Origin of the sequence: Danxiaibacter flavus (genome assembly GCF_041060425.1) — a bacterium.
Classification (GTDB): Bacteria; Bacteroidota; Bacteroidia; order Chitinophagales; family Chitinophagaceae; genus Danxiaibacter; species Danxiaibacter flavus.
In genome coordinates this window covers 694,762-718,894 of record NZ_JAULBC010000001.1, presented here as the reverse complement: position 1 = coordinate 718,894, position 24,133 = coordinate 694,762, and the positions used below count along the sequence as shown (strand labels likewise).

Below are 24,133 nucleotides of genomic sequence, written 5' to 3'. Positions count from 1 at the left end.
CCCTTGTAAAATCCGTGAAACGCATCGCACAACATATTTTCCAGGCATTGACAACACATGAGAAAAGGCAATTTCTTACCATTACTTTTTTTGACGTGCTGCTAAGCATCGCTGATGTTGGATTTATGGCGGCATTGGTATGGTTAACCAGCATTTATTCCGGAGCCAGTCAATTTACCGGCAATAGTTATTTTAACGACGGATCCTTACTACCGGTCTTTATACTGTTACTTCTGTTTGTAATGAAAAACTTTTTCACGGCAATCACGCTCAAAAAACAGTATCATTTTGTTTACGATGTAGCCTTACGAATTTCCGCTGAAAATCTTGCCAACTATTTCAAATCAGATTATACAGATTATGTTCAAACTGACTCAGCAGTTTACTCAAGAAAAATTTCGCAGGAACCAATTGAATTTGCTTACTATGTTTTACGAAGCCTTCAACAAATAACGGGACAGGTTTTGCTGCTGATAATTACTGTTGGCGCGATACTTACATACAGCCCCGCAATGTTCTTATTGCTATTTGCAGTACTGGCGCCGCCGGTTGTTTTATGTGCTTCTATCATTAAAAAAAAGGCAAGCCGCCTCAAACTGTCAGTAAAGCAAAGCAGTGAGAAATCGTTGCAACATTTACACGAGGCATTAGCGGGCTTTGTTGAAGCCAATCTGTACAATGCGCAGCCCTTCTTTGTAAACCGGTTTGCCCGCTACCAACAAAAAATGAACTATAGCCTGGCCGAACAACAAAGCATTCAATCCATGCCTACCGGATTTATGGAAGTATTTGCTGTTGCCGGACTGTTTGTACTTATTGCACTGAACAAATTCCTTTCCGGAACTACGCACGTACAAATTGTTATGCTCGGTGCATTTCTTGCTGCGGCATACAAAATAATACCTGGCATTGTAAAAATACTGAATGCCTCAGGTTTAATTAAGGCATATGCATATTCCATTCACCCGATCTCCTCAAGAAATTCTGACGCTATTAAAACAGCCACAATCCAATTACCAGGCCAAATAAATAGCATTGAATTTAAAGAGGTTTCTTTTGGATACAGCTCCAAACCTATTCTCAATAACATGAACATGTATCTTGAAAGCGGAGACATGGCAGGCATTCATGGCCTGTCGGGCAAAGGCAAAACAACGGCCGTGCATTTGTTGTTAGGCTTCCTCTCCCCATCTTCAGGCAGCATAAAAATAAACGGCAGAAACACTTCATCACAGGAGCGCCAACAGGCTGGCGATCTTATCGCCTATGTAAAACAACAGCCTTTTATATTCAGGGATTCAATATTGAACAATATCACGTTTGGACAGGAACAGGAGGCCACAACCAAAGTCGAGCACATTATTTCGGCAACCGGCATGCAACAAATAATTGAAAACACCGCTACTGCAACCACCGCCGGCATTTCGGATTCGGGTAAAAACCTAAGTGGAGGGCAACGGCAACGAATAACGATTGCCAGAGCACTTTATAAAAATGCAGATCTGATTATTCTTGACGAACCATTTAAAGAGCTCGATACAGCGTCAGAAGCTGCACTGTTAACATATTTCCAGTCGCTGGCGGCACAGGGAAAAATCATCCTGCTCATCACACACAACAAAAAAAGTCTGGCATATTGCAATAAAACAATTGAAATTGGCTGATAGAAAAACATTCATCATCCTTACTCCTGGCTTCCCGGTAAACGAAGCAGACACTTCTTGCCTGCCTTCCATACAGGTATTTGTAAAAAATCTTCAAAAAGAACGCCCCCTGCTGAATATTGTTATTATCAGTTTTCAATACCCTTTTATTGCAAAAAAATACAAGTGGCACAACATCCAGGTAATTGGTCTCGGTGGCTCCAACAAAGGAAAAATAAACAGATTATGGGTGTGGATGCAGGTTTGGCAAACTTTAAAAACATTGAACAGGCAAAACCATGTCATTGGCATTTTAAGCTTATGGCTTGGCGAATGTGCATTGATTGGTAAAAAATTCGGAAGACGGTACGGCGTAAAACATTACACATGGCTGCTGGGCCAGGACGCGAAGAAGAATAACCGCTACAAATATTTGATGAATACCCTGCCCGAAGAACTGATAGCAATATCCGACGCTGTTGCAAAAACCTTCTATGAAAGTTACGGCATACAAATTCCGTCAGTAATTCCAATAGGTATGGATGGGAGTCTTTTCAGAACGATGCAGAGCGAAAGAACGATTGATATAATGGGTGCAGGATCACTCATTCCTTTAAAAAAATACGACCTGTTTATAGATGTTGTCCGGGCAGTGAAAAGCAAACTGGGTTCTATAAATGTGGTTCTTTGCGGAGAAGGCCCGGAACGGGACCATTTGTATGAACTGATTGACCAATACGGATTGCAAAATGACATAAATGTAGCAGGAGAAGTATCGCACGGATCCGCGCTTTTATTAATGCAGCAAACCAAAGTTTTTCTGCACACATCTTCATATGAAGGATTTAGTACCGTTTGTTCAGAAGCATTACGGGCCGGGGCATATGTTATCAGCTTTTGCAAGCCGATGCGAAAGGATTTTAATCATTGGACAATAGTTAGTTCTACGGAGGAAATGGCCGAACATGCGATACAGATTTTAAAAGATGAATCCCTGGATCACTCACCCGTTTGCACTTACAGCATTCACGACACCGTGCGGGAAGTGCTGAACCTGTTCGAAGTATAAGCCGAAACATATTTCTTTCAATCCATCTGCAATTTTCTCAAAGGAATATGTATGTCTGAAATGTGCCGCAATATCCTTTGACATTTTTTCAATATCATAGTTTTCGAGGTCAAGTAATACGTTAGCTAACGCTGCAACATCGCCAGGAGCAAAAAGAAATCCCAGTTTTCCGTGTTGCAAATATTGTTGCATGGTAGGGATATTGGTAGTAACCGGAATACACCCACAAGCCATAGCTTCCAACACAGCAAATCCTCCGTATTCAGAATGGCTGCCACTCAGAAAAAAATCGGCCGCATTGTACCAGGATTCCAATTCCTCATGGTCAACTTTCCCAACCAAATGGACGCGTTCCTGCAGCTGGCTATCTTGTCCTAGCACAGTTCTTATCTGCCTCAATAAATTATCGGTCTGATAGATCATATAAAGCCGGGCACCGGGCACAAGAAATGAGTATAACTCAAAAGCTTTTAAAATAGTAAGCGGGTCCTTATTTTCATTTAGCCTGCCAACCCATAAAAAAACAGGTCCTTTTGCGTCAATGTTCAGCTCAACTCTTGCCTGCTGTTTATTTTTTTGGGTGAAGGAATTAGAACCTTCCGGCAGCTGCTTTATTTTTCTGCTATGGGCTATTGTTTTCTGCAGCAATCTTTTTTCAGCATAAGCAGGAGTATTGAACAGGTAGGCTGTTATACATTTATCAGCCAGCTTATTAAAGAAGTTACGAAGGATTGATTTGTTGGCCTGCTCTCCATGATGCTGCGCAAGTATAATAGTCCGTTTTCCCAGAACAGCTTTTAAAAGCATAACCTGAAAAGGAAAGATAAGGCCTTGTACTAGTACCACATCCGGCTTTATCTTCCTTACGTACTGCAAGGTTTTAAATGGTACACTAAAAAACCGGTTAGTTGTTTTAAAAAAATGAAAGGGAATATTATTTACTTCCAAATGTTCTTCAGAACGTATATGCTTTATCACTTCAACATGCATCTGCTGCCCGATAAAGTCAAGATAGCCCAATGCGGAAGCTTGTGACCTGATTAACTCGCTACCGGTCTTAAATTCATGGTTTGAAAAAAATGTAATGTCAAGAAGCGTAAGCATTTATTTGTTCTTTAGGTTTTAACTTTTTTACAGGAAGAGATGCTTCAGGATAATAAGACCTAATACGATCTATCAACTGCGAAATATTTCCACGTACGTATTTTACCTGCCCCTCTACAACAATGCAGTTAAAATCCTCCACATCAAGCTTAGATGATAGTATTTGATTTACCAGCGTTTCATCAAACAACTGAACCCTACCCTTTTTTATCACCAGCAAAATATCTTTCGAAGTGATTGAAAGCGCGGCATCGAGTCCTTTTTTATTTCTTTGATCAGCCACCACAATATCCGCATAATAACTCTCCTGAATTTTTCCCAGCCTATCCAACTCCCATATTGCAGCGGGCGATGTTGTTAGTGATTGCAAAAGTTCTTCATCCGATAGTACACCTAAACGCCTGGCCAGATGAATATGGCGAAGCATACTCCAGTCTGCCGTTAGTACAGAATCGCTTCCAAAAAGAATAACAGTTCCGTGCTTCAAATTGTTTATATCAGCCGTCTTGTTAAACATAAAATAGTTGGAAGCCGGACACCAGACCAGTGCCTTAAACTTTCGTGCCTGTAAAGCATTCATTGCAACACCGTGCACAGCAATAAGCTCGCGCCCCAGCACATTCGCCGCCAGAAGTTTATTGATCTCCCGTTCAGCGAGGCCATTTATTCCTTCTCCCACATGTATTGCCACTGACTTACGCAAACGCAGCGGGTTGTTCAATTTCAACCGCCACATTTTTTCAAACCCAACAGAATGCAATGACTGGCAATGTTGAAAAACATCTACGATATCAGACGCACAAAAAAGAGGCAGTCCATGATTAACAACAGTTGTAACACCGCACAATAAATTTTTATACATCCCCCACTGCACACGCATTTCCACGGGCACGGCAAGTACTTTATCTATTTCTGCTTTATATGCACTGTGTATATGTTGCGCCCATTCGCGGTAATCTTTATAATACCGGTCACCCAACGCGGGAAACAGGTTAAAGTCAAGATGATCATGCGAATTGATCAAACCAGGAATTGCTATTGCGTTGTTGAGGTAAATTTCTCCCGTTGCAGGAACTTGTCGTTGCATTGCAGGTTTTATCGAAGCAATACAATCTCCTGATATCTCTATATCGAAAAGATCACACTGATTTTCTATAAACACATTACGCAACTGCATCTGATTTTTTTAAATGGATCCCATAAACAATTGGAGTACCTGTGAATTTTTCATAAACATGCAACGCATTTTTCTGCTCATAATAGTGCCGGTGTTCCCCGGATACATTGATCTGTTGCAGATCCATCGCCTGTAGATTTTTCTGTTGCCCCAGGCGAATAATTAACTCAACCGGGTAAATGAAGTTCTTGATACTGATAAGGTGATTGTGATATTGAAAGGTCCGCTTGCCACCCCTTGCCAGCGCGTCGGGATGATAATCTGTCAGCAGAATATCTCCCCCGGGTTTTAAAATCCGCTCCCATTCTGAGATCACATCCAGAATATGCGGCATGTGTGCGATGGTAAGCGTACTCACAATTACATCAAAAAAGCCTGCGGGGATATTGCTGTATTTACTCCCGGATATTTTTTGCGTTACAGCTTCGGGGAATTTTTCTTTCAGACGCTGAAGCATTTGAGAAGAGACATCGAAACCATAAAGCAAGGCAGGGTTCTGCTGTCTCAGGCGATTCCAATGCCTGCCCGTGCCGCAGCCTATATCAGCAACCTTTTTATGAGAAAGAGAAACGTTTCTCAGCATATTGGTGAAAACTATTTCATCAAGGTCCAGCATCAGGTTTCCAGGCTGCATATCATAGGATGCCGCCCATAGATCATAGGCTTTTTCGGGCGCCTTTTCAACGGGACCATGTGTAAGTAACTGCTTAAAATAACTTAAGACACGCATGATTTCTTTATTTCTGACAAGACTCCATTGCAAAAAACTAATTGGCAAAGGCGCAGGAAGAGAACCGGAAGCAGGTATTCCCCTTTGAACTGTGGCTTGCTTCGTACCCCTCCGCGCCTTTATTGAACATTTACCCCGAATGCTCATTTAAAATAGTACGGCCAAAGCCCATAAGAGTTGCCTCCGTTTGGCAACCACAACAGATATTTTGAAAGTATGTGGCCGCAGAGCCTAAATGCAGGCAACTTTTCCTTTTTGATTCCGTATTTATTAGCGGTATCAAATGCAGGATTATGCCCGCCAGAAATAAAGTATTGCTTTTTAACCCCCGGAGCGCAAATTTTAAATACCGTGTTCCAAATTCGATTTTAAACATTGCCGCATCCATAGAAGGCATGTATGATTGGGTTATTGTGGATGGGAACAGGGAGAATGATCCCGCTGAAAAAATCAGCAGCTATTTAAGAACCGGTGAATACAAATACATCGGATTTACTGTAATGCCGGGCCCTCAATTAAAGCAGGCTGTTGCTATAGCAAACCATATCAAGATCAACAATCCGGACACCGTTATGATATGGGGCGGCTATTTTCCTTCTCAGCAATACAAGGCAGTGTTGCAATCTGGCTACGTTGACTTTGTTGTAAATGGCCCTGGCGACCATTGCTTTCCGCGGCTGATTGACGCGTTAGAAAACAATACGCCTTACGAACTGATCAAAAACATTATTTACAAATCCGGAGATGATATTGTAAAAACAGCAAAAGAAGATCTTATTGAGCAGGATACATTGCCTTCTTTGCCCTACGATAAACTGGATACGATGTATGGCATGGAAAAATACCTCGGCAAGACCTACCTCGGGAAAAAGACCTTTGCCTACCATTCCAGCATCGGATGTCCATTTACATGTGCATTCTGCTCCGTTGTACCTATCTATGAAGCACGCTGGAAGGCCAAATCTGCTCAAAAAGTTTATGAAGATGTAAAATATGTGAAGGACAAATGGGGCGCCGACGCCATTGAGTTTCATGATAACAATTTTTTTGTTTCAGAAAAGCGTGCGGTAGAATTTGCCAAACTTATTAAGCCGGAAAAGATGACGTGGTGGGGAATGGCGCGCATTGATACCATGACAAAGTTCTCGGATGCATCATTACAATTGATCAGAGAGTCCGGCTGCAAAATTATTTTCTTCGGCGCAGAGAGTGGCAATGATGCAGTGTTGAAACAGATGGACAAAGGCGGAACACAAAGCGGAGAACAGATTGCAGCATTTGCAGCCCGCATGAAAAAGTTCGATATCATTCCTGAATACTCTTTCGTATTGGGAACTCCGGCCGCAACAGCTGGGCAGGTGGATGAGCAAATAGATTTCGACATTGCCTTTATCAAAAAAATAAAGAGGATAAATCCTTCAACTGAAATTGTTATTTATATATACACCCCGGTCCCAACGGAAGGATCGGGCTTGTTTGCTGAAGCACAGGCAAAGGGTTTTCAATTTCCGCAGACGCTTGATGATTGGATTAGTCCACACTGGGCAAATTTCGATCTGCGAAAAAATCCACTCACACCCTGGCTAACGCCTGCAATGGTAGACAAGATCAGGAATTTTGAAACCGTTTTGAACGGATACTACCCTACGGTTACGGATATACGGCTAAGTGGAATAAGAAAAGCTGCTATTAAGTTGCTGGCTGCAATGCGTTACAAGGTTAATATCTATCAGTATCCGTATGAAATTAAGCTGTTGCAGCGTGTATGGAAATACAGGCAACCGGAAATACAGGGGTTTTGAACATCTGGATTTATTCTCTGTGCAACTCTGTGTCTACTTCTGCCTTTTCTCTGTGTAATAAAAAAATGCAATTACACAGAGTTTCACGGAGAATACACAGAGTTGCACAGAGGCAGCAGCCTCATCAAACAAAGCTAATCGATTAAGGATTTAACAATGAGAAGACAGTCTTTATATCAAACATATCAGCGGTACAGAACATTGCAAACCGATATTATAACAGCATTGCCTATTGTAATATTAATGCCGCACAGTGCATGTAATTGCCGTTGTGTGATGTGCGATATATGGAAAGGCAACAAAAACCTGAAGCAACTGACCGAGACTGATGTTGCGGGCTTGATGCGTTCCTTAAAAAAACTCAGGACTGTGCAGGTTGTAATGTCCGGAGGAGAAGCGATTCTTCATCCCAATTTTTTCACGCTGTGCGGCATTCTGAAAAAACATCATCTCAAAATAACTTTGCTTACGAGCGGACATGCCATTAAACGCCACGCTGAAATGCTGGTTAAATATGTGGATGATATAATTATTTCGCTTGATGGTGACGAACCTGTTCACAACAGCATTCGTAACGTGGAGAACGCTTTTGCCAAAACCAAAGAAAGCGTTCACCTGATAAAGTCTCTAAAGCCAGGATACAAGATCTCCGGCCGCACAGTTATCCATCAACTCAACTTTAGGATATGGCCGAAAATTGTTGAAGCCGCAAAAGAAATGAAACTGGACAGCATCAGTTTCCTGCCTGCAGATGTTACGAGTACAGCATTTAACCATGCGGAGGGATGGGATGATGCGGTTAAAAATCAGCTTCTCATAAACGAATCACAGTTACCAGAACTTAAGAAGATTGTTGAAGAGCTGATAGAATATAACTCCGGCGATTTTGCAAGGGGTTATATAAAAGAGACTCCCGAAAAAATATGGAAGATCTACGAGTACTATGCGGCGTTTGCCGGGTTAAATGATTTTCCTTACAGGAAATGTAACGCACCCTGGGTTTCTGCTGTAGTTGAGGCGGATGGTTCTGTTAAACCATGTTTCTTTCATAACGTCATTGGAAACATTAAAAATAACACGTTTGATCAGATCCTCAACAGCGAAAAAGCTATCCATTTCAGAAAAGATCTGAATACTTGTGAGAATCCGGTATGCAAACGATGCGTTTGTTCACTCAATCTTCCGCCAGGGGTAAATCCTGCTGCCAATTAAACAAACTCCCAGCTATGAAGAAGATTTTATTCACACATTCTTATTTTTTGCATTTTGATAAAAAGCAGGAGAACATTGGCAGGCCTTATGCTCCGTTGGGTACTTTGTGTGCAGCAGCATTAATGAGAGCCAATGGGTATGAAGTTTCATTATTTGATACGATGTTCGCTCAATCCCCGGATGAAATTACTCACAGTTTAAAAAATTCATCTCCCGATTTTCTTGTTATTTATGATGATGGATTTAACTACCTCACAAAAATGTGTCTTACAAATATGCGTGAGGCTGCCGTTCGTATGATTGAACTGGCGTCTGCATTTAACTGCAAAATCATCATTTCCAGCTCGGACGCAACGGATCATTTTGAAAAATACCTGCAAGCAGGCGCTGACTTTGTTTTGGTTGGCGAAGGAGAATTAACACTCCTGGAACTGATCAACACTATTACTTCCGGAGCAAACGATCTTTATAACGTACCCGGCATTGTGTTTCTTGATGGCAACAATACTATAAAAACTATTAAGCGAAATGTACTGAAAGAACTTGACACATTGCCAATGGCTGCGTGGGATCTGGCAGACATGAATAAATACAAAAGCACCTGGCTAAAACACGAAGGGTATTTCTCCATAAACATTGCCACAACACGGGGATGCCCGTTTAAATGCAACTGGTGCGCAAAGCCTATTTACGGCAATCGCTACAATTCGCGTTCGCCCGAAAATGTAGTTACTGAATTAAAGTATTTAATGAGGACTTATGGCTTTGATCACGTATGGTTCTGCGACGACATTTTCGGTCTAAAGCCCGGCTGGGTACAGGAATTTGCGGCACTTGTAAACAAAGAAAATCTCAGGTTCAGGTTTAAGATCCAATCGCGGGCCGATCTTCTGCTACAACCTGCTTACGTTCAATCGCTGCAACAGGCCGGTTGTGATAATGCGTGGATGGGTGCGGAAAGCGGTTCTCAAAAAATTCTAAATGCAATGGATAAAGGGATTACCATTGAACAGATCCACCAGGCAACAAATCTGCTAAAGAAACACAACATAAAGCCTTCCCTATTCATCCAGTTTGGTTACCTCGGAGAAACAAAAGAGGACATTAAACTCACTATCAAAATGATCAACGAGTTGCTACCGCATGAAATAGGCATATCCGTTTCTTATCCGCTGCCCGGTACTGGCTTTTATGAAAAAGTAAAGGAGGCCATGCGGGAAAAAACCAACTGGACCGATTCCGGTGAACTGGCCCTGATGTTTCGAAATACTTACGCGCCCTCATTCTATAAACAGTTACACCGCTTTGTCCATAACAATTATAAATGCAGGATTGCCGTTACAAGACTGCGTGAAATGATCAGTCAACCCGGCGCCGTTAGCATCAGCGATATCAAAAAAGCGTTATCCGTATTCTACTATATGCCGGTAACCTTTATTGACAAAATAAAACTCTTCACCCTGCAAAACGTACAGGCATGAACGTAGTATTGCAAAACAATAATGAGCAGCTTGCGGCATCCGCGTTTAGCAAACAGGCTGAAGTATTTGATGAATTGTATATCAACAACACCATTGTTCAATACAAAAGAGACCGGGTGAGATCCGTAGTTGAGCAATACGTACAACCCGGACAAAAAATGCTGGAGCTGAATTGCGGCACGGGTGAAGACGCCATCTACTTTGCAAAAAAAGGATACTTTGTTCACGCAACAGATATTGCAGAAGGCATGCTGAACAAACTATCCGTAAAAATCCGACAGCATAATCTTGCCGACAAAATCTCAACAGAACAACGCTCCTTTACTTCCCTGAATCAACTTGCCAGCCAGGAAAAATATGATGCCATCTTTAGCAATTTTGGAGGATTGAATTGTACCGGAGAACTGGATAAAGTACTATCATCTTTTGATGAACTACTTAAACCTCGTGGAATTGCATGCCTGGTAATTTTACCCAAATTCTGCCTGTGGGAAACACTACTTGTTCTAAAAGGAAAATTCAAAACCGCCACCCGCCGATTCTTCAAGAGCAACGGAGCTAAAGCAAGGGTAGAAGACACTTATTTTACCTGTTGGTATTACAACGCCAACTTTGTCAAAAGAGTATTGAAAAACAAATTTTCTGTTGTGGCTCAGGAAGGGCTGTGCACACTGGTACCGCCATCTTATGTAGAGCATTTCGCAGAAAACCATTCCGGTTCTTTTGCTTTTCTTAAAAATGCAGAAAACAAGCTGAAGCGATGCTGGCCATGGAACTGCATAGGAGACTACTATATTATTGTACTAAAGAAAAACGGATGATTAATTCACCTGAACTTACACTCCTGTCATCTACTCACTATTGATTTTGACAGCGCTCTTCCCAGGTTAAGATCATGAGTTTTTTTGTACATCTCAGAAAAATAATGGTATTTAAGATAGCTATACCATGCCGTATACACAGCAATAATAAACCCCTCTTTACCATCAAGAAAACCAAGCCGGAGAAAGTAACAAGCCATAAAGTTCACCGGAGCGGAAAAAATTTTTTTGAAAAAATTAGGTCTGCGTTTTTGCTCCATGTATTTGCCTGCACTTAAAAAAGCATATCGGGCAATCTTATTGGTGTATTCATGCATACTTGCTACTGTATAGTGAAGCAAACGGCCCTGAATTTTCCTTTTTACTAAGTTATCTCCTTGTAAAATTTCATGAACGGGAACATTTTGCCACTTGCTACAGGTACGATTGTACAACCTGTAAACGATATCATGACCCCAATCACCAAAACGTATTCGCTTTTTTCTGAAATAATTTTTACGCTCAAATCCAAAAGCAAGATCAGGATCATCACAATCGATTCTTCTTATAGCTTCCGCCAGGTCTGGCGTAATGCGTTCGTCAGCATCCAGGGCAATTATCCAGTCATGTTTTGCCATTGCAGCCCCAACATTTCTTGCCACACCATAGTTAATCCAGGTAGCATTAACAACATGTGCACCGCATTCTTTTGCAATGCGCGTGGTGCAATCTATGCTCCCGGTATCTGTTACAACAATATCATTGCTGATTGTCCTCGCACTTTTTATACATTCGGCAATATCGCTTGCTTCATTTTTGGCAATGATCACTATGGAAATATCTAACATGCCCGGGGTCCTTTTATTATTTAACGGCAGACAGGGAAACTTGTTCATTTATCTTTAAAATCTCCGAGAGCTTTTTTTCATAAGTTTCAAGAAGTTGGCGCTGAAAGATGGATGGATCGGGCTTGGAGCAATGTTTATGTACCGCCATGCTCATAATATTTCCATGCCCGTTCATTTTTTTTGCCATTTTTTTTCTTTGCCATCTATGATCTGTCATGTGCATCAACCATGTATCTAGTGCATTGCCGGCTTTACCTTTTAACAGCAGTTCTACCAACCGTTTCACAACATTTGTGCTCATTTCAGCATTGCGCCTGAGCGGCATAAAAAAGTTGGGCAGGTATTCAGCAGTCCAGTTGTTGGCTTCAAAAAAGTTATCAAAAGCACTAACGCCTTTAACAGGAATCAGCGTAACAACTTCCGTCGCCGTAAAAATATTCTTCTCAATAATTTCTGGCTTGCTTTCGTCAATGTAATAGTTCATACACAACAAGTGCTGTTTTCCAAAGAGAAAACTTAACTTCTTTAGCAAATGGGTAAATGAACGCGCAATCCAAACCCTGTTGGTGGAAGTAATGATAAAGAAATCTATATCAGCATTTTCATCAGCAAAATATTTCGATAACGAGCCGGATATTGCGATGCCACGTACAAATGGAAAATGACTGATAAAAGAAGCGATCTTCTCTCCTTTCGAAATTAATTTCAAGGCCTGCTCGTATCCTTTTTTTCGTCTTACTACGTAATCAATATCATTATTCAGACTGTAATAGTCCTGCATGCGGTAAACGGTGTTGTTGCAAACCATCTTCTGCAGGCTGGCACCAACAACGTCCCTTGTACAACGCTCCTGCAGGAATGAATAAATTTCCTTCTGCGTAAGCGGATACCTGAAGTTATCAAAGTACGTAAGCGTTGCCAGTATGTCCTTTTCTAAATCGCGCACGAATAACAAATTGAAGTAAAAAAAACGTTACAGGATCAAACATTTATTTCTTTAATATAAACGATCAGGCGCGTTCAAAGGTTGCCCTGCCTGGCAGTTCATTGACGACCTTAAAATTGTCGCTGAAATCAGACAGCAGGAAGAACGACAGAAAAAACGCGATAAAAAAAATCCCTTTATTTAAATCGAGAATATTTTCCGAAAAAGAAGCTACTGCTATAATTACCAGAAAACTTAAAAACATTACATCCCTGTTTTTCAGCGCCAGCCTGAAACATTCCAACAGTATAAGCATAAACACAGCCAACCCAACATAGCCCGATGTTACTGCCATACTTAAATATTGATTGTGGGCATTCAACTCATTGTAGTAAGAAATGTATAAACCATCCTTAAAATATTGCTGTTTTAAAACAGGAATTTCCGCACCAGCTCCATAACCCAACAAAGGGTGTTGATTGATTACATGGAGTGCCGATTCCCATCTCGCCATACGGGGTTCCGGTATTGTTGGGATGGCAATATTTGCCGTAATATCCTGTCTGAAACCTGAAATATACCGGCTTTTTAATACCGGCGCCGTTGTAATTCCGATAACTACAATTGCAGAACCTGTGATGGTTGCAGACAGGTAAATGATCTTTCGCTTAACTGAACTTATGGTGATCGGCAGAATGCAATTAGCCCCTATGATTGCGGCGACCAACACTGATCTTGATCCAAGCTGAACAAGTGCACCGGTTAAAAGCACAGCGGCTGATAAATACAGTACCTTACGGACCCGGATTGCTGAATGTAAAGCGCAATAGATCATAAATAAGAGAGAAAAACAAACATACATCGCCATATATGTGGCATGTAGTTCAATTGGCGCAGTGAAATTCTGATTGATAAATGCCGGAGTGAACAAGGTTGCGACAAGCAGTTTATTATAAACAATCGTGTGCAACGCGTCATAGTACAAGTATATAACAGTAAGCGTTATCGTGAGGGAAAAAGCCAGGAAAAGCTGATGTTTATACTTATTGAGATCCAGTTTTGTGCACACGAACATCACAGGAAAAATTATCAGCGCCAGTTGACGGCCGGCTTTACTGAGCCCTTCTTCGTTTTCTGAAGTGTACAGCACAGTAAACAGCGTTATCAAAAACAGTGAGAGAACAAGTAATAACTTCCGTACAGGAAGAAAAGGAAAACGAAGGCGTCTCAGGTGCAGCAGTGTATGCATGCTGAAGCTGATCAGCACCAGTTCGGAATAAAATCTGTCGAACGGCAGGCTTACAAGAAACAGTAACAGATGATAGTAACTGATCTTATTTGCCAATGTATCCCGGATGATAAATATGTTCTTCAACGGTTGCGGAATTACAACATGAGAGAATGAATTGTTCATACTTTGCAACTATCCTGTCCCAGTTATACCTGTGTATGATCTTATTAAAGTTATCCTCAATGGCCGTTTCCTTTTTAACGGCGGGAATATCCTCTTCTATGATTTTCTTTATATCCAGCGCTGTGTTAAAATAGCTCGCATCCTTTTCCAGTATTTGCCTGTTAAATGCGTTATCATGCGCCACAACATATACTTTGCTCGCCATCGCCTCAAGCAGTGACGGATTGGTTCCCCCAACACTATGACCGTGAAAATAAAGACTTGAAAAACTTCTTAATGAATGAAGCTTTTGTGTATCAAATACCGGCCCGGCAAATAAGATCCGCTTATCATTCCTGAATATATTTACCAGATGTCTGCCATGTTTGTTGGCTGTATCTCCTACAACCACCATATGTTGTGATGTACTGCTTTTTGTAAAACCTGACAGAATTGTATCAATATTATTTTCTGGTTCCATGCGGGCTATCAACAACATGTAGTTGTGCTTAATAAGCCTGAATTCGTTGCAAATACGATCATCCGTAAATGGCATAATCTCGGCCGCATATGGAATGTATGCCGGCGAGATGTCGTATTTATCTCTTAAATATTTTTGAATCGCCAGTGAATCTGCTATATAATTATCACTGAATTTTACTGCAAGCTTCTCTGCAAATTGCAAGAACCGCTGCACCGGCTTTGAGTATTTGGTGCGCATCCATTCAAGGCCATCCATGTTTGAAATAATTACAGAATCACGCGGATACAATTTTCCCCAGACGGAGCTACTCGTATATCCCATTATCAGGATTGCGTCAAAAGACCGTTTTCTCGCATCAAGAATACAATTTAGATCGTAAACAAACTGCCCCGACATGCCCATCCAATGCTCGGGATTATGGCAATGCACAATGTTAATACCTCTCCATGTGGTGAGTTGATACGGATGTTTATGGCCGTTGTACACAGTTACTTCATGTCCGCGCTGCACAAGACCCTGCGCCAGGTAGGCGGATATTTGCTCAAAACCTCCATAATTATTAGGGATTCCACGCGTACCCAAAATTCCGATGCGTAGTTTCATATAATTGTATTACTTCTTTATACGCACGTTTAGTGTTTTTAGTTGCTTCGTACCATGTATAGCAGTCCAATATTTTCTGCTGCAAGCTTTCATCATATTGTCTTATGCCCGCACGTACTACTGCATCGTAAATACTTTCTGGCGAATGCGGATCACAGTAGTCTGCCATGTCCCCAAAATAATCTCCGGCATCACCCTTATCCGTAATAACTATTTTGCAACCCATTGCTGCCGCCTCCAGAGAACTTAACCCCGTTGTTTCAAAGAAACTCGGTAGGATGTGAATGCTTGCCCGTTTATAATAATACAGTAATTCCTGCTGTGGAAGATGATCAATAAATAGAATATTCTGCGCAGCTAATTTTTTACATTTTGTATAATAGGCGAATTGATTAGGCGCCGGAGATCCAATCAGCAATAATTTATAGCGGGTATTGTTCAGTGCTTTAATCAGATTAAGCTGGTTTTTTATTCCCTCAATTCTGGCTACGCAAATAACCAGGTCAGGGCTGCGCATATCATTACCCGAAGAAGAAAACAACCCGGGATCAATTCCATTGTTAATAATTCTATAGCCCGGCAATGCTCCATAAACTTTCTTCAACCTGCTATATTCAGATGCGGAATTCGGCAATATGAGAGACGACTTAGCAAGCACTTCCTGTATACTTTCGGATTGCCCTTTCCATAAGTAAGAATAGCTGATAAGTTTGTCTTTCCCTTTAATCCAGCGAAAAATGGTTTTCAGGTATTCGCAGCTATCGGGGGACAAATACTTAAGCAGCATACCGGACAAGCCCCGGCGATGTGTTTTATCATACGCTGAATAATCAATATGAATAGTTGAAACAACAAATCTTTTGTTTGATTTCTTTATATGAAACAAGATGTCCGCCGGCCTTGTAATGTTAAAAAAGTGCAGCAGATCATAGGCTTCGTAATCTATTTTTTCATCGGTAAGTCTAACTTCAGCTTTTACACCAATCCTGTTAAGAAAATCTGCTGTCTGCATTATCTGCACAGTATCTCCGCCAGGTGCCTCGTACAAGGTTGCCCGGCCAATTAATGCCACGCTTATCTCCATCATATGTATGGCGTCGTTATGCATGTTAATTGATCTTTTGGTGCAGCCATTTTATCAATGCAGGGGGAAAAAAGCTAGCTACCAGCAATGCATAATTATCCAACCGCAATGGCGAGATCTTTATAGCCTTTTTGATATACACCCTTGCATTTTTCGGCTGATGATTGTTGATGAGATACTTTTTGCCACACAGTGCATAGTAGGCACCCTTTTTAATTTTTTGGTTATCCTGCCTGTGTATAATGTTCCACAAAGCATAACCTTCAGACTCTGTGATAAAGCCTTTTTTCAAGATATCGTACTTTAATGATCTGAAGTATTTGCCGCGCCATCGCTCATCTATTGTTACCGAAGCAGGATTAAAACGAACTTTGATCAACGGTTCAGCAAAATTGCAGAACTTACCTTTCCTGCTTAATTGCACCCAAAGCAAATGATCCTCCATGTTGTGCGCCAGCTCGTTATAGCCACCACATAGCATAACTACAGCTTTCCTGTACATCACACTTGAATGAATAAACGGACATATTGTTAATAAAGATGCCTTTAACTGCTCATCATCATGGGAAGGACATGTGTAATGGCATAGATAATCACCCATTTCAGAAATATACACCGCGTCACCGCCGGTGATAACGTAGTCCGGATTGACGTCAAGAAAATGTTTCTGTTTTTCCAATCTTTCAGGAAAGCAAATATCATCCGCATCAAAACGCGCAATGTATTCTCCTTTTGCGTGGTGCAAGCCGGCATTCAGGGCCTGGGCCACGCCTTTATGTTTCTGTGATATTACAGTTATGCGACTATCATCAAGGGAGCGGATCACTTCTTCCGTATTATCGGTTGAGCCATCATTTATTATCAACAATTCAAAATTCTTCATTGTCTGGCACAGTACGGACTCTATTGCTTCAGCAATATAACAACCAGCATTATAAGCCGGCATCAGTACTGTAACACCTGGTCTTTCCATGTCATAGCTTTAGTGCGTTGCGCGGTCTTTTCTTCTTTTATATCGAGGAACATCATCAACTCAAATAACACAACTATGGAGAGTTGCTCAAACCAATAATCAACAAAAAATATTGCACACAGCAACAACAGCAAGGGAAATCCGAAACCTCCTTTTTTAAACCGGCCAATCCAATAGAAAATGTATGCAAAAACAAAAGCAGCGATACCCATCAATCCATATTCGCCCATCAATTGATTGTAAACGGAATTAGGTGTATTAACGACGGAATGCATTTCAGCATCTTTGCTGAAGAAATTGAGAAATGTGGCAAGATGGTTATCCCTGAAGTCATTGTTTACATAAGAAAAGCGGGACGGATAGCCACCACTGATATTTAAGGCCGTCGCCCTGAAAGCAAGTTTGGATGAAAATTTGCCCATCCCGTTACCTGTAAGCATTTTGCCCGGATGTAGTTTAAAGTAATTACCGGTTTGTATAAATGAGATCAGCTTACCCGGATACTTTTCAGGAAACGCTGACACTTTGTTGTTTGCAGGTTCTGAATGCTGAATATAATTGATCAATACCCGCTGTTCGGTCAGTGTATCTTTTTTCCGTTGAAAAGGTTGGGAATGAATACTGGGTTGCGGAATTTCAGGTCTCTCCGAAAACACCGGTACTGTTCCGCCAACAGCAACTTCATCGGGTGATTGCGCCGATTTGGCTTCCAGCTTCGCCAACAACATGCTTATGCTATCAAGATAATGTTTGGCAAATGCTTTTTTCTCAGCTTCAGGATCCGTAGGTTCTGCGGTTATTTGCTTTGAAGTATTTGATGCTGATAGCCCCGGATAATTATTTTTAGAAAACAGTTTTTTTATAATGCCGGTTGCATAAGTATCATTCTGTGGCGAAATCTTCGCCATAAAAACAACCAGCAACATACAGCAAATAACCATCAGGCTTTTTTGCAGCCGGTCGCTCCGGAATGCAAACAGGTATATCATTACAGCAATTAATGCCAGGTTGGTGAAATTACTGCCAGTTAGTAACAGTGTTGCCATGCAAAGCAGCGTCATCAACGCCTGTTTTCTGCACAGAAAATAAACCACACCTGCAGCACAGATCACGGCGTTGGTTGTTGAAGTATCGAATGTAATGCCCCTGATCAAATCTCCTGTTCCAATAAAATACTTCTGATACATGCCCTGGTAACGGTAGGGGTTTAATGCACCGGCATCCAAAATGATAGTTGCGAGCCGGATAAAAGAAGCAACGCAATTGGTAATAAAAAAGACAAGCAAGGTATTGTGCGTTTTTTCGGGGGGATTTTGCATGGCAGCAATGCGCACCTGGTTAACTGCAAGCAGACAAAGGAGCCAGAAGCCAATGCCGGTTATAAATACAATATCATAATGCAGATTGGTAAAATCTTTAAACAGCAGAAAATTAAAACATGCTATTACAATAAGTAAAAAATAAAAGAGGGGAATTGCGCGATCTGTTTTCTTTATCCCAAGTGAAAAACCCGGCCTGAAAACATATGCGAGGATAACGGCGGCCAGCTTGACGATGAGCTTTACATTCAGAAAAAGCAATAAGAACACCAATAATTTCCAGTCTATGGAATTTACAAATTTCCTGGAGGCCGCCTTAATCGCGTTGTTCATACAACTATCTGAATGTTATTCATTAATGAATACGTTGACATAGCTGAAAGGTTGCTTGCGGGCCTTTAAAAATCCGGAACCAGCATTCGCAGTCCTGAATGCACGTCTTTCTTTATAAACCTGTTTGTGGCAACAACCAGGACAAGGTAAAGGCCCGCTCCAGCAAGCACTTTATATACAACATAATCACCAGCATAGCCGGCCACGTAAATACAACCTATTGCACACAGGGGGTAACCAATCAATGACTGGATTATTCTCGAAAAAACAAAGTGCACATCCTGCTTTAGATACAAAGCCGTTTGCGCAATCAATGCCAGCAAACAGGCAATTGACGCACCTTCATTCCCGAACAAGGGAATTAAAATGCAATCCCCAACAATATTCACGCAGCAGGTAATAAGTATTACCCTGAATACACTTTTAAGCTTTCCCTGTGCAAAAGCAATAGCCCACAAAACATTGTTTACATAAAGCAGGGGCGTACAAAGGGTAAGTATGAAAATGGTATAGCTATTTACCGCGCCGTATTTATTAACGGTAATGGCATCTGTTAGTGGTGCCCATAAAATATTCAGCATCAGGATTACGAACGAGCAAATGATCATTTCAAGTTTTACGATGGCATATACGCTGGTTAAATCATTTTGTTTCTGAAAGAATTTCACAAAACGGGGCACCAGCAATGGTGCGATTACAAGCAGTGGAACCGTGGATATTTCATATACTTTATAAGCAAAACTGTATTCCGCAAGCTTAGATGCTGATAATACCAACCCTATAAAGATCCAGTCGAATCGCGACATGACGGCAGTACACACAACTACGCCGATCTGAGGAAGTGTTTCTTTTAGCAACGACAGGTATCCTTGCCTGTTAATGAATTTACGTCCGGCATGTTTAAAAGCTTGCCGGAACAGATAAATTGACACAAGGAATTCCAAAAAATCGCCTGCTATAAAAATGCCAATGATCAGGTCATTTGAGAGCATGTGCACCGAACTGAAATAAATTAAAGCAACACTCTTAATGATATTTGAAACAACAGACATCCGTGCAAGCAAGGTAAACTTTTCGAATCCTGCGGCCGCCTGCTTAAAGGGAAGAGAAAAATAGATCATCAGTTTTCCCGTACCAAGCAGAAACAATGTGATCAGCCAGTTATTTCCCGGTGCCAGGATACATGCAGCTAATATAGAAAGACAGAATAATAAACCGGTGCTGACCGTGTGAAAAACAAAAAGAGGAATTACCCGGAAAGAATCTTCGCCGGCTGCAATTTTTTTCACGGTAAGCTGATCCAATCCAAACGACAAAACCGAAAAGCCGGTTAACAAAAAGGCCAGGCACCAGTTAAGCTCTCCAAAACTGGTCTTATCCATATTTCTTGAAAGAATATAAAAAATTGCGATTCCTGAAAGCAGGTTAATTATTTGCTGTAAAATGTTCCCTGAAATATTCCTGGATAGTTTTTTCCACATACAAGATTATACGAGAAAAGCAGGCATTGGGTTGTTCAAAATATTTCATCCTCTTTTTACAGACTTAAGGGCACAAAAAAGCCTGTCTTGCGGATTATTTTTTGTAAATGAAGAGAGGCTTATCCCTGCTTTTCTGATACGCTAATACGACGAACAGGCTTTTAGTATTGGCATGGTTAGCTACCGCCGGGATTCTGTGGCAACTTCCCTCACTTTGTTCTCAATGAGCCATTGTTTGAATTCCGAAACATTGCTGGTTGAAAATTTGACGATACTGCCTCCTCGCAAGGAAATAATAAATGTGTCAAGGCAAAACAAAAACGCCGACAGGTTTGATGCGGGTTGGTCAAATCCAGGAAAGGACTGATTGCTAACATGAATTTGCATATGGATGAAATTTTAAGGTTCTGTTACTATTAGGGCGTTCATCCACAGAGTTATGCTGATAAGGCGACCCACTGCTGCAGTGAACATTGGGTACCTTATAGTAAAAGTTTTTCTCGTTATTCTGACTTAGACCGGCAAAATACAATATTATTTTAAAATAAAATTATGTTTCATTTTTTTTAATTCTTGCTCTTTCTTTTCGCGGGACGGTTTAACTGGACATCTGAAGGCAATGGAAGCTCATCATCCGGTTTCTTTTTAATATAGATAGTTGTAGTTAATCTGAGAGATGGCTTTGACTTCAGATAAGCTGAAACCACCACCGAATCACGTGTGTAGGATGAATCGATAATAAGGCTGTTACCATCCCATTTACCGTAGCTTGACGAAAATTGCACCTCATCACTTCCCAAAGGAAGATACTTTCCATTCGCCAACTTTCCATCTACGTTAATATAATTATACACACCTTTTTTTACGCTGTCAGTATAAAGATGAAAATAAATATTGTCATATTTCTGCCCAAACAAAACACTTAAGCTGAACAGCGCGCAAACAGATAAGACTGCTTTTTTCATATTTAAAACCGGTTTATAATGCCTGCAATTCAACATTTAGATCTTTTAATAAAGTCTGATTTCAAAAATGATCATTAAATTAATAACCAAATAGTAATATTATGCTAATATTTATTTAGCGCGGGAAAGTTCATCTTCATACATTAAAAAACAACAGATCAACATTATTGTTATCTAAAGTCCAAAAGGGAGTTTATGAATCCATTTCAATCGGCCCGTTTGTCTGCGAAAGCATTTGGCGATAATTTTTTATGGGGAGTAGCAATAGCTGCCCAACAAAATGAGGGAGGGCACAATGTTGGGGGCAGAGGTGTAAGTATATGGGATGTTTTTTCCCGCAGGAACGGAAAAATTAAAGGCGGCACAAACCCTTTAGTCAGCTGCGATTTTTATCATCGTTATAAAGAAGACCTGCTATTGGCAAAAGCGCTCGGTTTTAACTCTTTCAGATTTTCTATCTCCTGGCCAAGAATATTGCCCGAAGGCATTGGCCGCGTAAATAAGGAAGGTATAGCGTTCTACAACAAACTGATTGATGAATGCCTTGAATTGGGTTTAACACCCCTTGTAACGCTGTACCATTGGGATCTGCCACAACCACTGGAAAAAGAAGGCGGTTGGACGAGCTACAGGATGCAACGCTGGTTTGCGCGTTTTGCGACGGTTTGTGCCGAGGAGTTTGGTGACAGAGTTAAAAACTGGATAGTGCTGAACGAGCCTGCAAGCTTTACGTCACTTGGCTACATGCTGGGCAAACATGCACCTGGCAAAACGGGGCTTACCAACTATTTCTCCGCAATTCACCAGGCTGTTCTGGCCCAGGCTGATGGAGGTGAGATCCTTCGTGCGCTGGTTCACAAATCCTATATCGGCACAACTTTTTCCTGTTCTGAAGTCCTGCCATTTTCAACAAAAGAAGAAGATGTTTTGGCCGCAAAAAGAGTTGATGTAATTCTGAACCGGTTATTTATAGAACCCGCACTGGGAAGGGGTTATCCGCAGGACGATTTTAAACTGATAGAGCGACTGGAGATACACAATAAAGCCTGGAAGTATACAGACCGCATGCACTTTAAATTTGACTTTATTGGCTTGCAGAATTATTTTCCTGTTGTGGTGCGGCACAACTCCATCATTCCGCACATTCATGCATCTGAAGTTAAAGCCGCAACAAGGAAGGTGCCTCATACCGGCCTTGGCTGGGAAGTGAATGCAGAAAGCTTCTACAGGATCATCAAAAGATTCTGGCTGTACGGAACAGTGAAAGAGATTCTGATAACTGAAAATGGTGCAGCCTACAAGGATGAAGTTAAAAATGCTGTGGTTAACGATGAGCAACGAGTTGATTATTTTAAGCAGCACCTGCAAGCAGCGTTAAGAGCCAAACATGAAGGCGTGAACATAAAAGGTTATTATGCGTGGACGCTGACTGACAACTTCGAATGGGCTGAAGGATATAAAGCCAGGTTCGGCTTAATTCATGTAGATTTCAAAACACAACTAAGAACAATAAAGAATTCCGGATACTGGTTTCGCGATTTTCTAAAACAGGCTTAATATAAAAGATGCCACACGCTTTTATTTATTGTTAACCTTCTCATTGAATACCTGCGTCATTTCCTTGCATAAATACTTACGTATTAATAACTTTACTGTACAACAGATCATTAAAACAGACCGGCGAATAAAATACGGCGCTGTGCAGATAGAAGCCTGCTGAAGAGTAACTCCTGCAAATAGTTGAAGTATTACGGGAACAACCATTCCTGCTTATAAGTGTTGATATCCTTGCTGTGAATTTTTTTGAGCAAATCAGTTAATTCATAAATCAATGATCACGAAAAAAGTACTATTGGCCGGTTGCGTAGCTGTGTGTTGTTTAACGAGCAGGGCGCAGTTTGTTTCGCTGGGTGTAAGAGGCGGTATAAGCATTCCCAATTTAACTACCGGAACTGCTTATAAAAACCCGATAAATACGGGATATAAGTCCAGCACCGGGCCTGACGCCGGAATTTTTGCCGAGTTTAAACTTACTGATGTATTTTCCATACAACCTGCGATAGCGTATTCAGCGCAGGGCGGCCAGAAAAAGGGTTACCAGGCTTTTCCGGTTACGCCGGAATGGGCAGCAATGTTTCCGCCGGGCCAGGTTCCGCAATATTTATATGCAAACTTCAAAAGCCAGGCAAAAATCAATTACCTGATGGTACCTATGCTCGCAAAGTTTACCTGGCCCTTCAATCACTCAAAATCCAAATTTGCTTTTTTCCTCAGCGCAGGACCTTTTGTAAGCTTTCTGTTATCCGCAAAACAAGTTACAACCGGCAACAGCAAGATCTATCTTGACGAAGGACATCAACAACCCCTCCCCGTTGGTTCGCAATCATTCGACAATACAGAGGATATAAAAAGCCAGTTACATTCATTTAACGGAGGCATTGACGGGCACGCAGGTATTTCTTATAAAATATCACACCAAAATCTTGTATTCTTTGAAATAGGTGGTAACTACGGATTCTTTAATATTCAGAAGGGAGCAGAAAACGGCAAGAACAATGTTGGCGCTGCAACAATACTCGTGGGTTATGCTTATACTTTTTTCAAGAAATAAATAAGCCGCTGTTTTAATTACAGCGGCTCATTGTTATCAAAACCGAGTTAACATCAACTTTGTCTCACTTAATTTCTCATACTGCCTTTGAGTTTG

20 protein-coding genes are annotated in these 24,133 nt (G+C 41.2%); 8 read left to right on the top strand and 12 right to left on the bottom strand.

Annotated elements, in window-relative coordinates:
- Window positions 1-14 precede the first annotated feature (14 nt).
- Together QTN47_RS02790 and QTN47_RS02785 are read left to right on the top strand one after the other, a co-directional pair.
- Window positions 15-1,664, top strand: coding sequence for an ATP-binding cassette domain-containing protein (locus tag QTN47_RS02790; protein ID WP_369327793.1), 1,650 nt, complete (start codon window positions 15-17; stop codon window positions 1,662-1,664).
- Window positions 1,657-2,712, top strand: a complete 1,056-nt coding sequence (locus QTN47_RS02785) for a glycosyltransferase (RefSeq protein WP_369327792.1) — start codon at window positions 1,657-1,659, stop codon at window positions 2,710-2,712. The genes QTN47_RS02790 and QTN47_RS02785 overlap by 8 nt, the downstream gene beginning before the upstream one ends.
- Here the strand turns inward: QTN47_RS02785 and QTN47_RS02780 are convergent.
- Genes QTN47_RS02780 through QTN47_RS02770 form a run of 3 tightly spaced genes read right to left on the bottom strand, consistent with a single transcriptional unit; the run spans window position 2,647 to window position 5,723 of the window.
- Window positions 2,647-3,816 (bottom strand): glycosyltransferase family 4 protein, encoded by a 1,170-nt coding sequence (locus QTN47_RS02780; protein ID WP_369327791.1) that lies wholly within the window; start codon window positions 3,814-3,816, stop codon window positions 2,647-2,649. The genes QTN47_RS02785 and QTN47_RS02780 overlap by 66 nt on opposite strands.
- A complete protein-coding gene (locus QTN47_RS02775; protein WP_369327790.1) occupies window positions 3,800-4,993 on the bottom strand; it encodes an amidohydrolase family protein in 1,194 nt (397 codons plus the stop codon). The genes QTN47_RS02780 and QTN47_RS02775 overlap by 17 nt, the downstream gene beginning before the upstream one ends.
- Complete coding sequence (locus QTN47_RS02770) at window positions 4,980-5,723, bottom strand: class I SAM-dependent methyltransferase (protein ID WP_369327789.1); 744 nt, start codon at window positions 5,721-5,723, stop codon at window positions 4,980-4,982. Before QTN47_RS02770 ends, QTN47_RS02775 begins: the two co-directional genes overlap by 14 nt.
- A 293-nt stretch (window positions 5,724-6,016) precedes the next feature.
- On the opposite strand from QTN47_RS02770, the gene QTN47_RS02765 reads away from it, so the two are divergent.
- The 4 genes from QTN47_RS02765 to QTN47_RS02750 all read left to right on the top strand — a co-directional run bounded on the left by QTN47_RS02765 (window position 6,017) and on the right by QTN47_RS02750 (window position 11,039).
- Window positions 6,017-7,525 (top strand): B12-binding domain-containing radical SAM protein, encoded by a 1,509-nt coding sequence (locus tag QTN47_RS02765; RefSeq protein WP_369327788.1) that lies wholly within the window; start codon window positions 6,017-6,019, stop codon window positions 7,523-7,525.
- A gap of 156 nt (window positions 7,526-7,681) precedes the next feature.
- Complete coding sequence (locus QTN47_RS02760; RefSeq protein ID WP_369327787.1) at window positions 7,682-8,737, top strand: radical SAM protein; 1,056 nt, start codon at window positions 7,682-7,684, stop codon at window positions 8,735-8,737.
- 14 nt (window positions 8,738-8,751) lie between these two features.
- Complete coding sequence (locus QTN47_RS02755) at window positions 8,752-10,218, top strand: B12-binding domain-containing radical SAM protein (RefSeq protein ID WP_369327786.1); 1,467 nt, start codon at window positions 8,752-8,754, stop codon at window positions 10,216-10,218.
- Window positions 10,215-11,039 carry a class I SAM-dependent methyltransferase gene (locus QTN47_RS02750; RefSeq protein ID WP_369327785.1) on the top strand — a complete coding sequence of 275 codons (825 nt, stop codon included), beginning with the start codon at window positions 10,215-10,217 and terminating at the stop codon, window positions 11,037-11,039. The genes QTN47_RS02755 and QTN47_RS02750 overlap by 4 nt, the downstream gene beginning before the upstream one ends.
- A gap of 26 nt (window positions 11,040-11,065) precedes the next feature.
- Here QTN47_RS02750 and QTN47_RS02745 read toward each other — a convergent pair whose 3' ends face one another.
- From QTN47_RS02745 to QTN47_RS02705, 9 genes are all read right to left on the bottom strand, one after another.
- Complete coding sequence (locus tag QTN47_RS02745) at window positions 11,066-11,866, bottom strand: glycosyltransferase family 2 protein (RefSeq protein WP_369327784.1); 801 nt, start codon at window positions 11,864-11,866, stop codon at window positions 11,066-11,068.
- Between the two features lie 16 nt (window positions 11,867-11,882).
- A complete protein-coding gene (locus QTN47_RS02740; protein WP_369327783.1) occupies window positions 11,883-12,812 on the bottom strand; it encodes a hypothetical protein in 930 nt (309 codons plus the stop codon).
- 64 nt (window positions 12,813-12,876) lie between these two features.
- Entirely contained in the window at window positions 12,877-14,205 is a 1,329-nt protein-coding gene (locus tag QTN47_RS02735) for an O-antigen ligase family protein (RefSeq protein WP_369327782.1), read from the bottom strand.
- Window positions 14,126-15,271 carry a DUF1972 domain-containing protein gene (locus QTN47_RS02730; RefSeq protein ID WP_369327781.1) on the bottom strand — a complete coding sequence of 382 codons (1,146 nt, stop codon included), beginning with the start codon at window positions 15,269-15,271 and terminating at the stop codon, window positions 14,126-14,128. The genes QTN47_RS02735 and QTN47_RS02730 overlap by 80 nt, the downstream gene beginning before the upstream one ends.
- A complete protein-coding gene (locus tag QTN47_RS02725; RefSeq protein WP_369327780.1) occupies window positions 15,228-16,379 on the bottom strand; it encodes a glycosyltransferase family 4 protein in 1,152 nt (383 codons plus the stop codon). Before QTN47_RS02725 ends, QTN47_RS02730 begins: the two co-directional genes overlap by 44 nt.
- 1 nt (window position 16,380) lies before the next feature.
- On the bottom strand, window positions 16,381-17,328 hold the full coding sequence (locus QTN47_RS02720) for a glycosyltransferase (protein ID WP_369327779.1): 948 nt from the start codon (window positions 17,326-17,328) through the stop codon (window positions 16,381-16,383).
- Window positions 17,301-18,980, bottom strand: coding sequence for a hypothetical protein (locus tag QTN47_RS02715; protein ID WP_369327778.1), 1,680 nt, complete (start codon window positions 18,978-18,980; stop codon window positions 17,301-17,303). The genes QTN47_RS02720 and QTN47_RS02715 overlap by 28 nt, the downstream gene beginning before the upstream one ends.
- A gap of 65 nt (window positions 18,981-19,045) precedes the next feature.
- The gene (locus tag QTN47_RS02710) at window positions 19,046-20,461 is read right to left on the bottom strand and encodes an oligosaccharide flippase family protein (RefSeq protein ID WP_369327777.1); all 1,416 of its coding nucleotides are present in this window, start codon (window positions 20,459-20,461) and stop codon (window positions 19,046-19,048) included.
- 566 nt (window positions 20,462-21,027) lie between these two features.
- The gene (locus QTN47_RS02705) at window positions 21,028-21,426 is read right to left on the bottom strand and encodes a hypothetical protein (protein ID WP_369327776.1); all 399 of its coding nucleotides are present in this window, start codon (window positions 21,424-21,426) and stop codon (window positions 21,028-21,030) included.
- Window positions 21,427-21,621: 195 nt separating this feature from the next.
- Here QTN47_RS02705 and QTN47_RS02700 point away from each other — a divergent pair, with 195 nt between their 5' ends.
- A complete protein-coding gene (locus QTN47_RS02700; protein ID WP_369327775.1) occupies window positions 21,622-22,983 on the top strand; it encodes a GH1 family beta-glucosidase in 1,362 nt (453 codons plus the stop codon).
- A gap of 274 nt (window positions 22,984-23,257) precedes the next feature.
- On the top strand, window positions 23,258-24,037 hold the full coding sequence (locus tag QTN47_RS02695) for a porin family protein (RefSeq protein ID WP_369327774.1): 780 nt from the start codon (window positions 23,258-23,260) through the stop codon (window positions 24,035-24,037).
- Window positions 24,038-24,133: the final 96 nt, after the last annotated feature.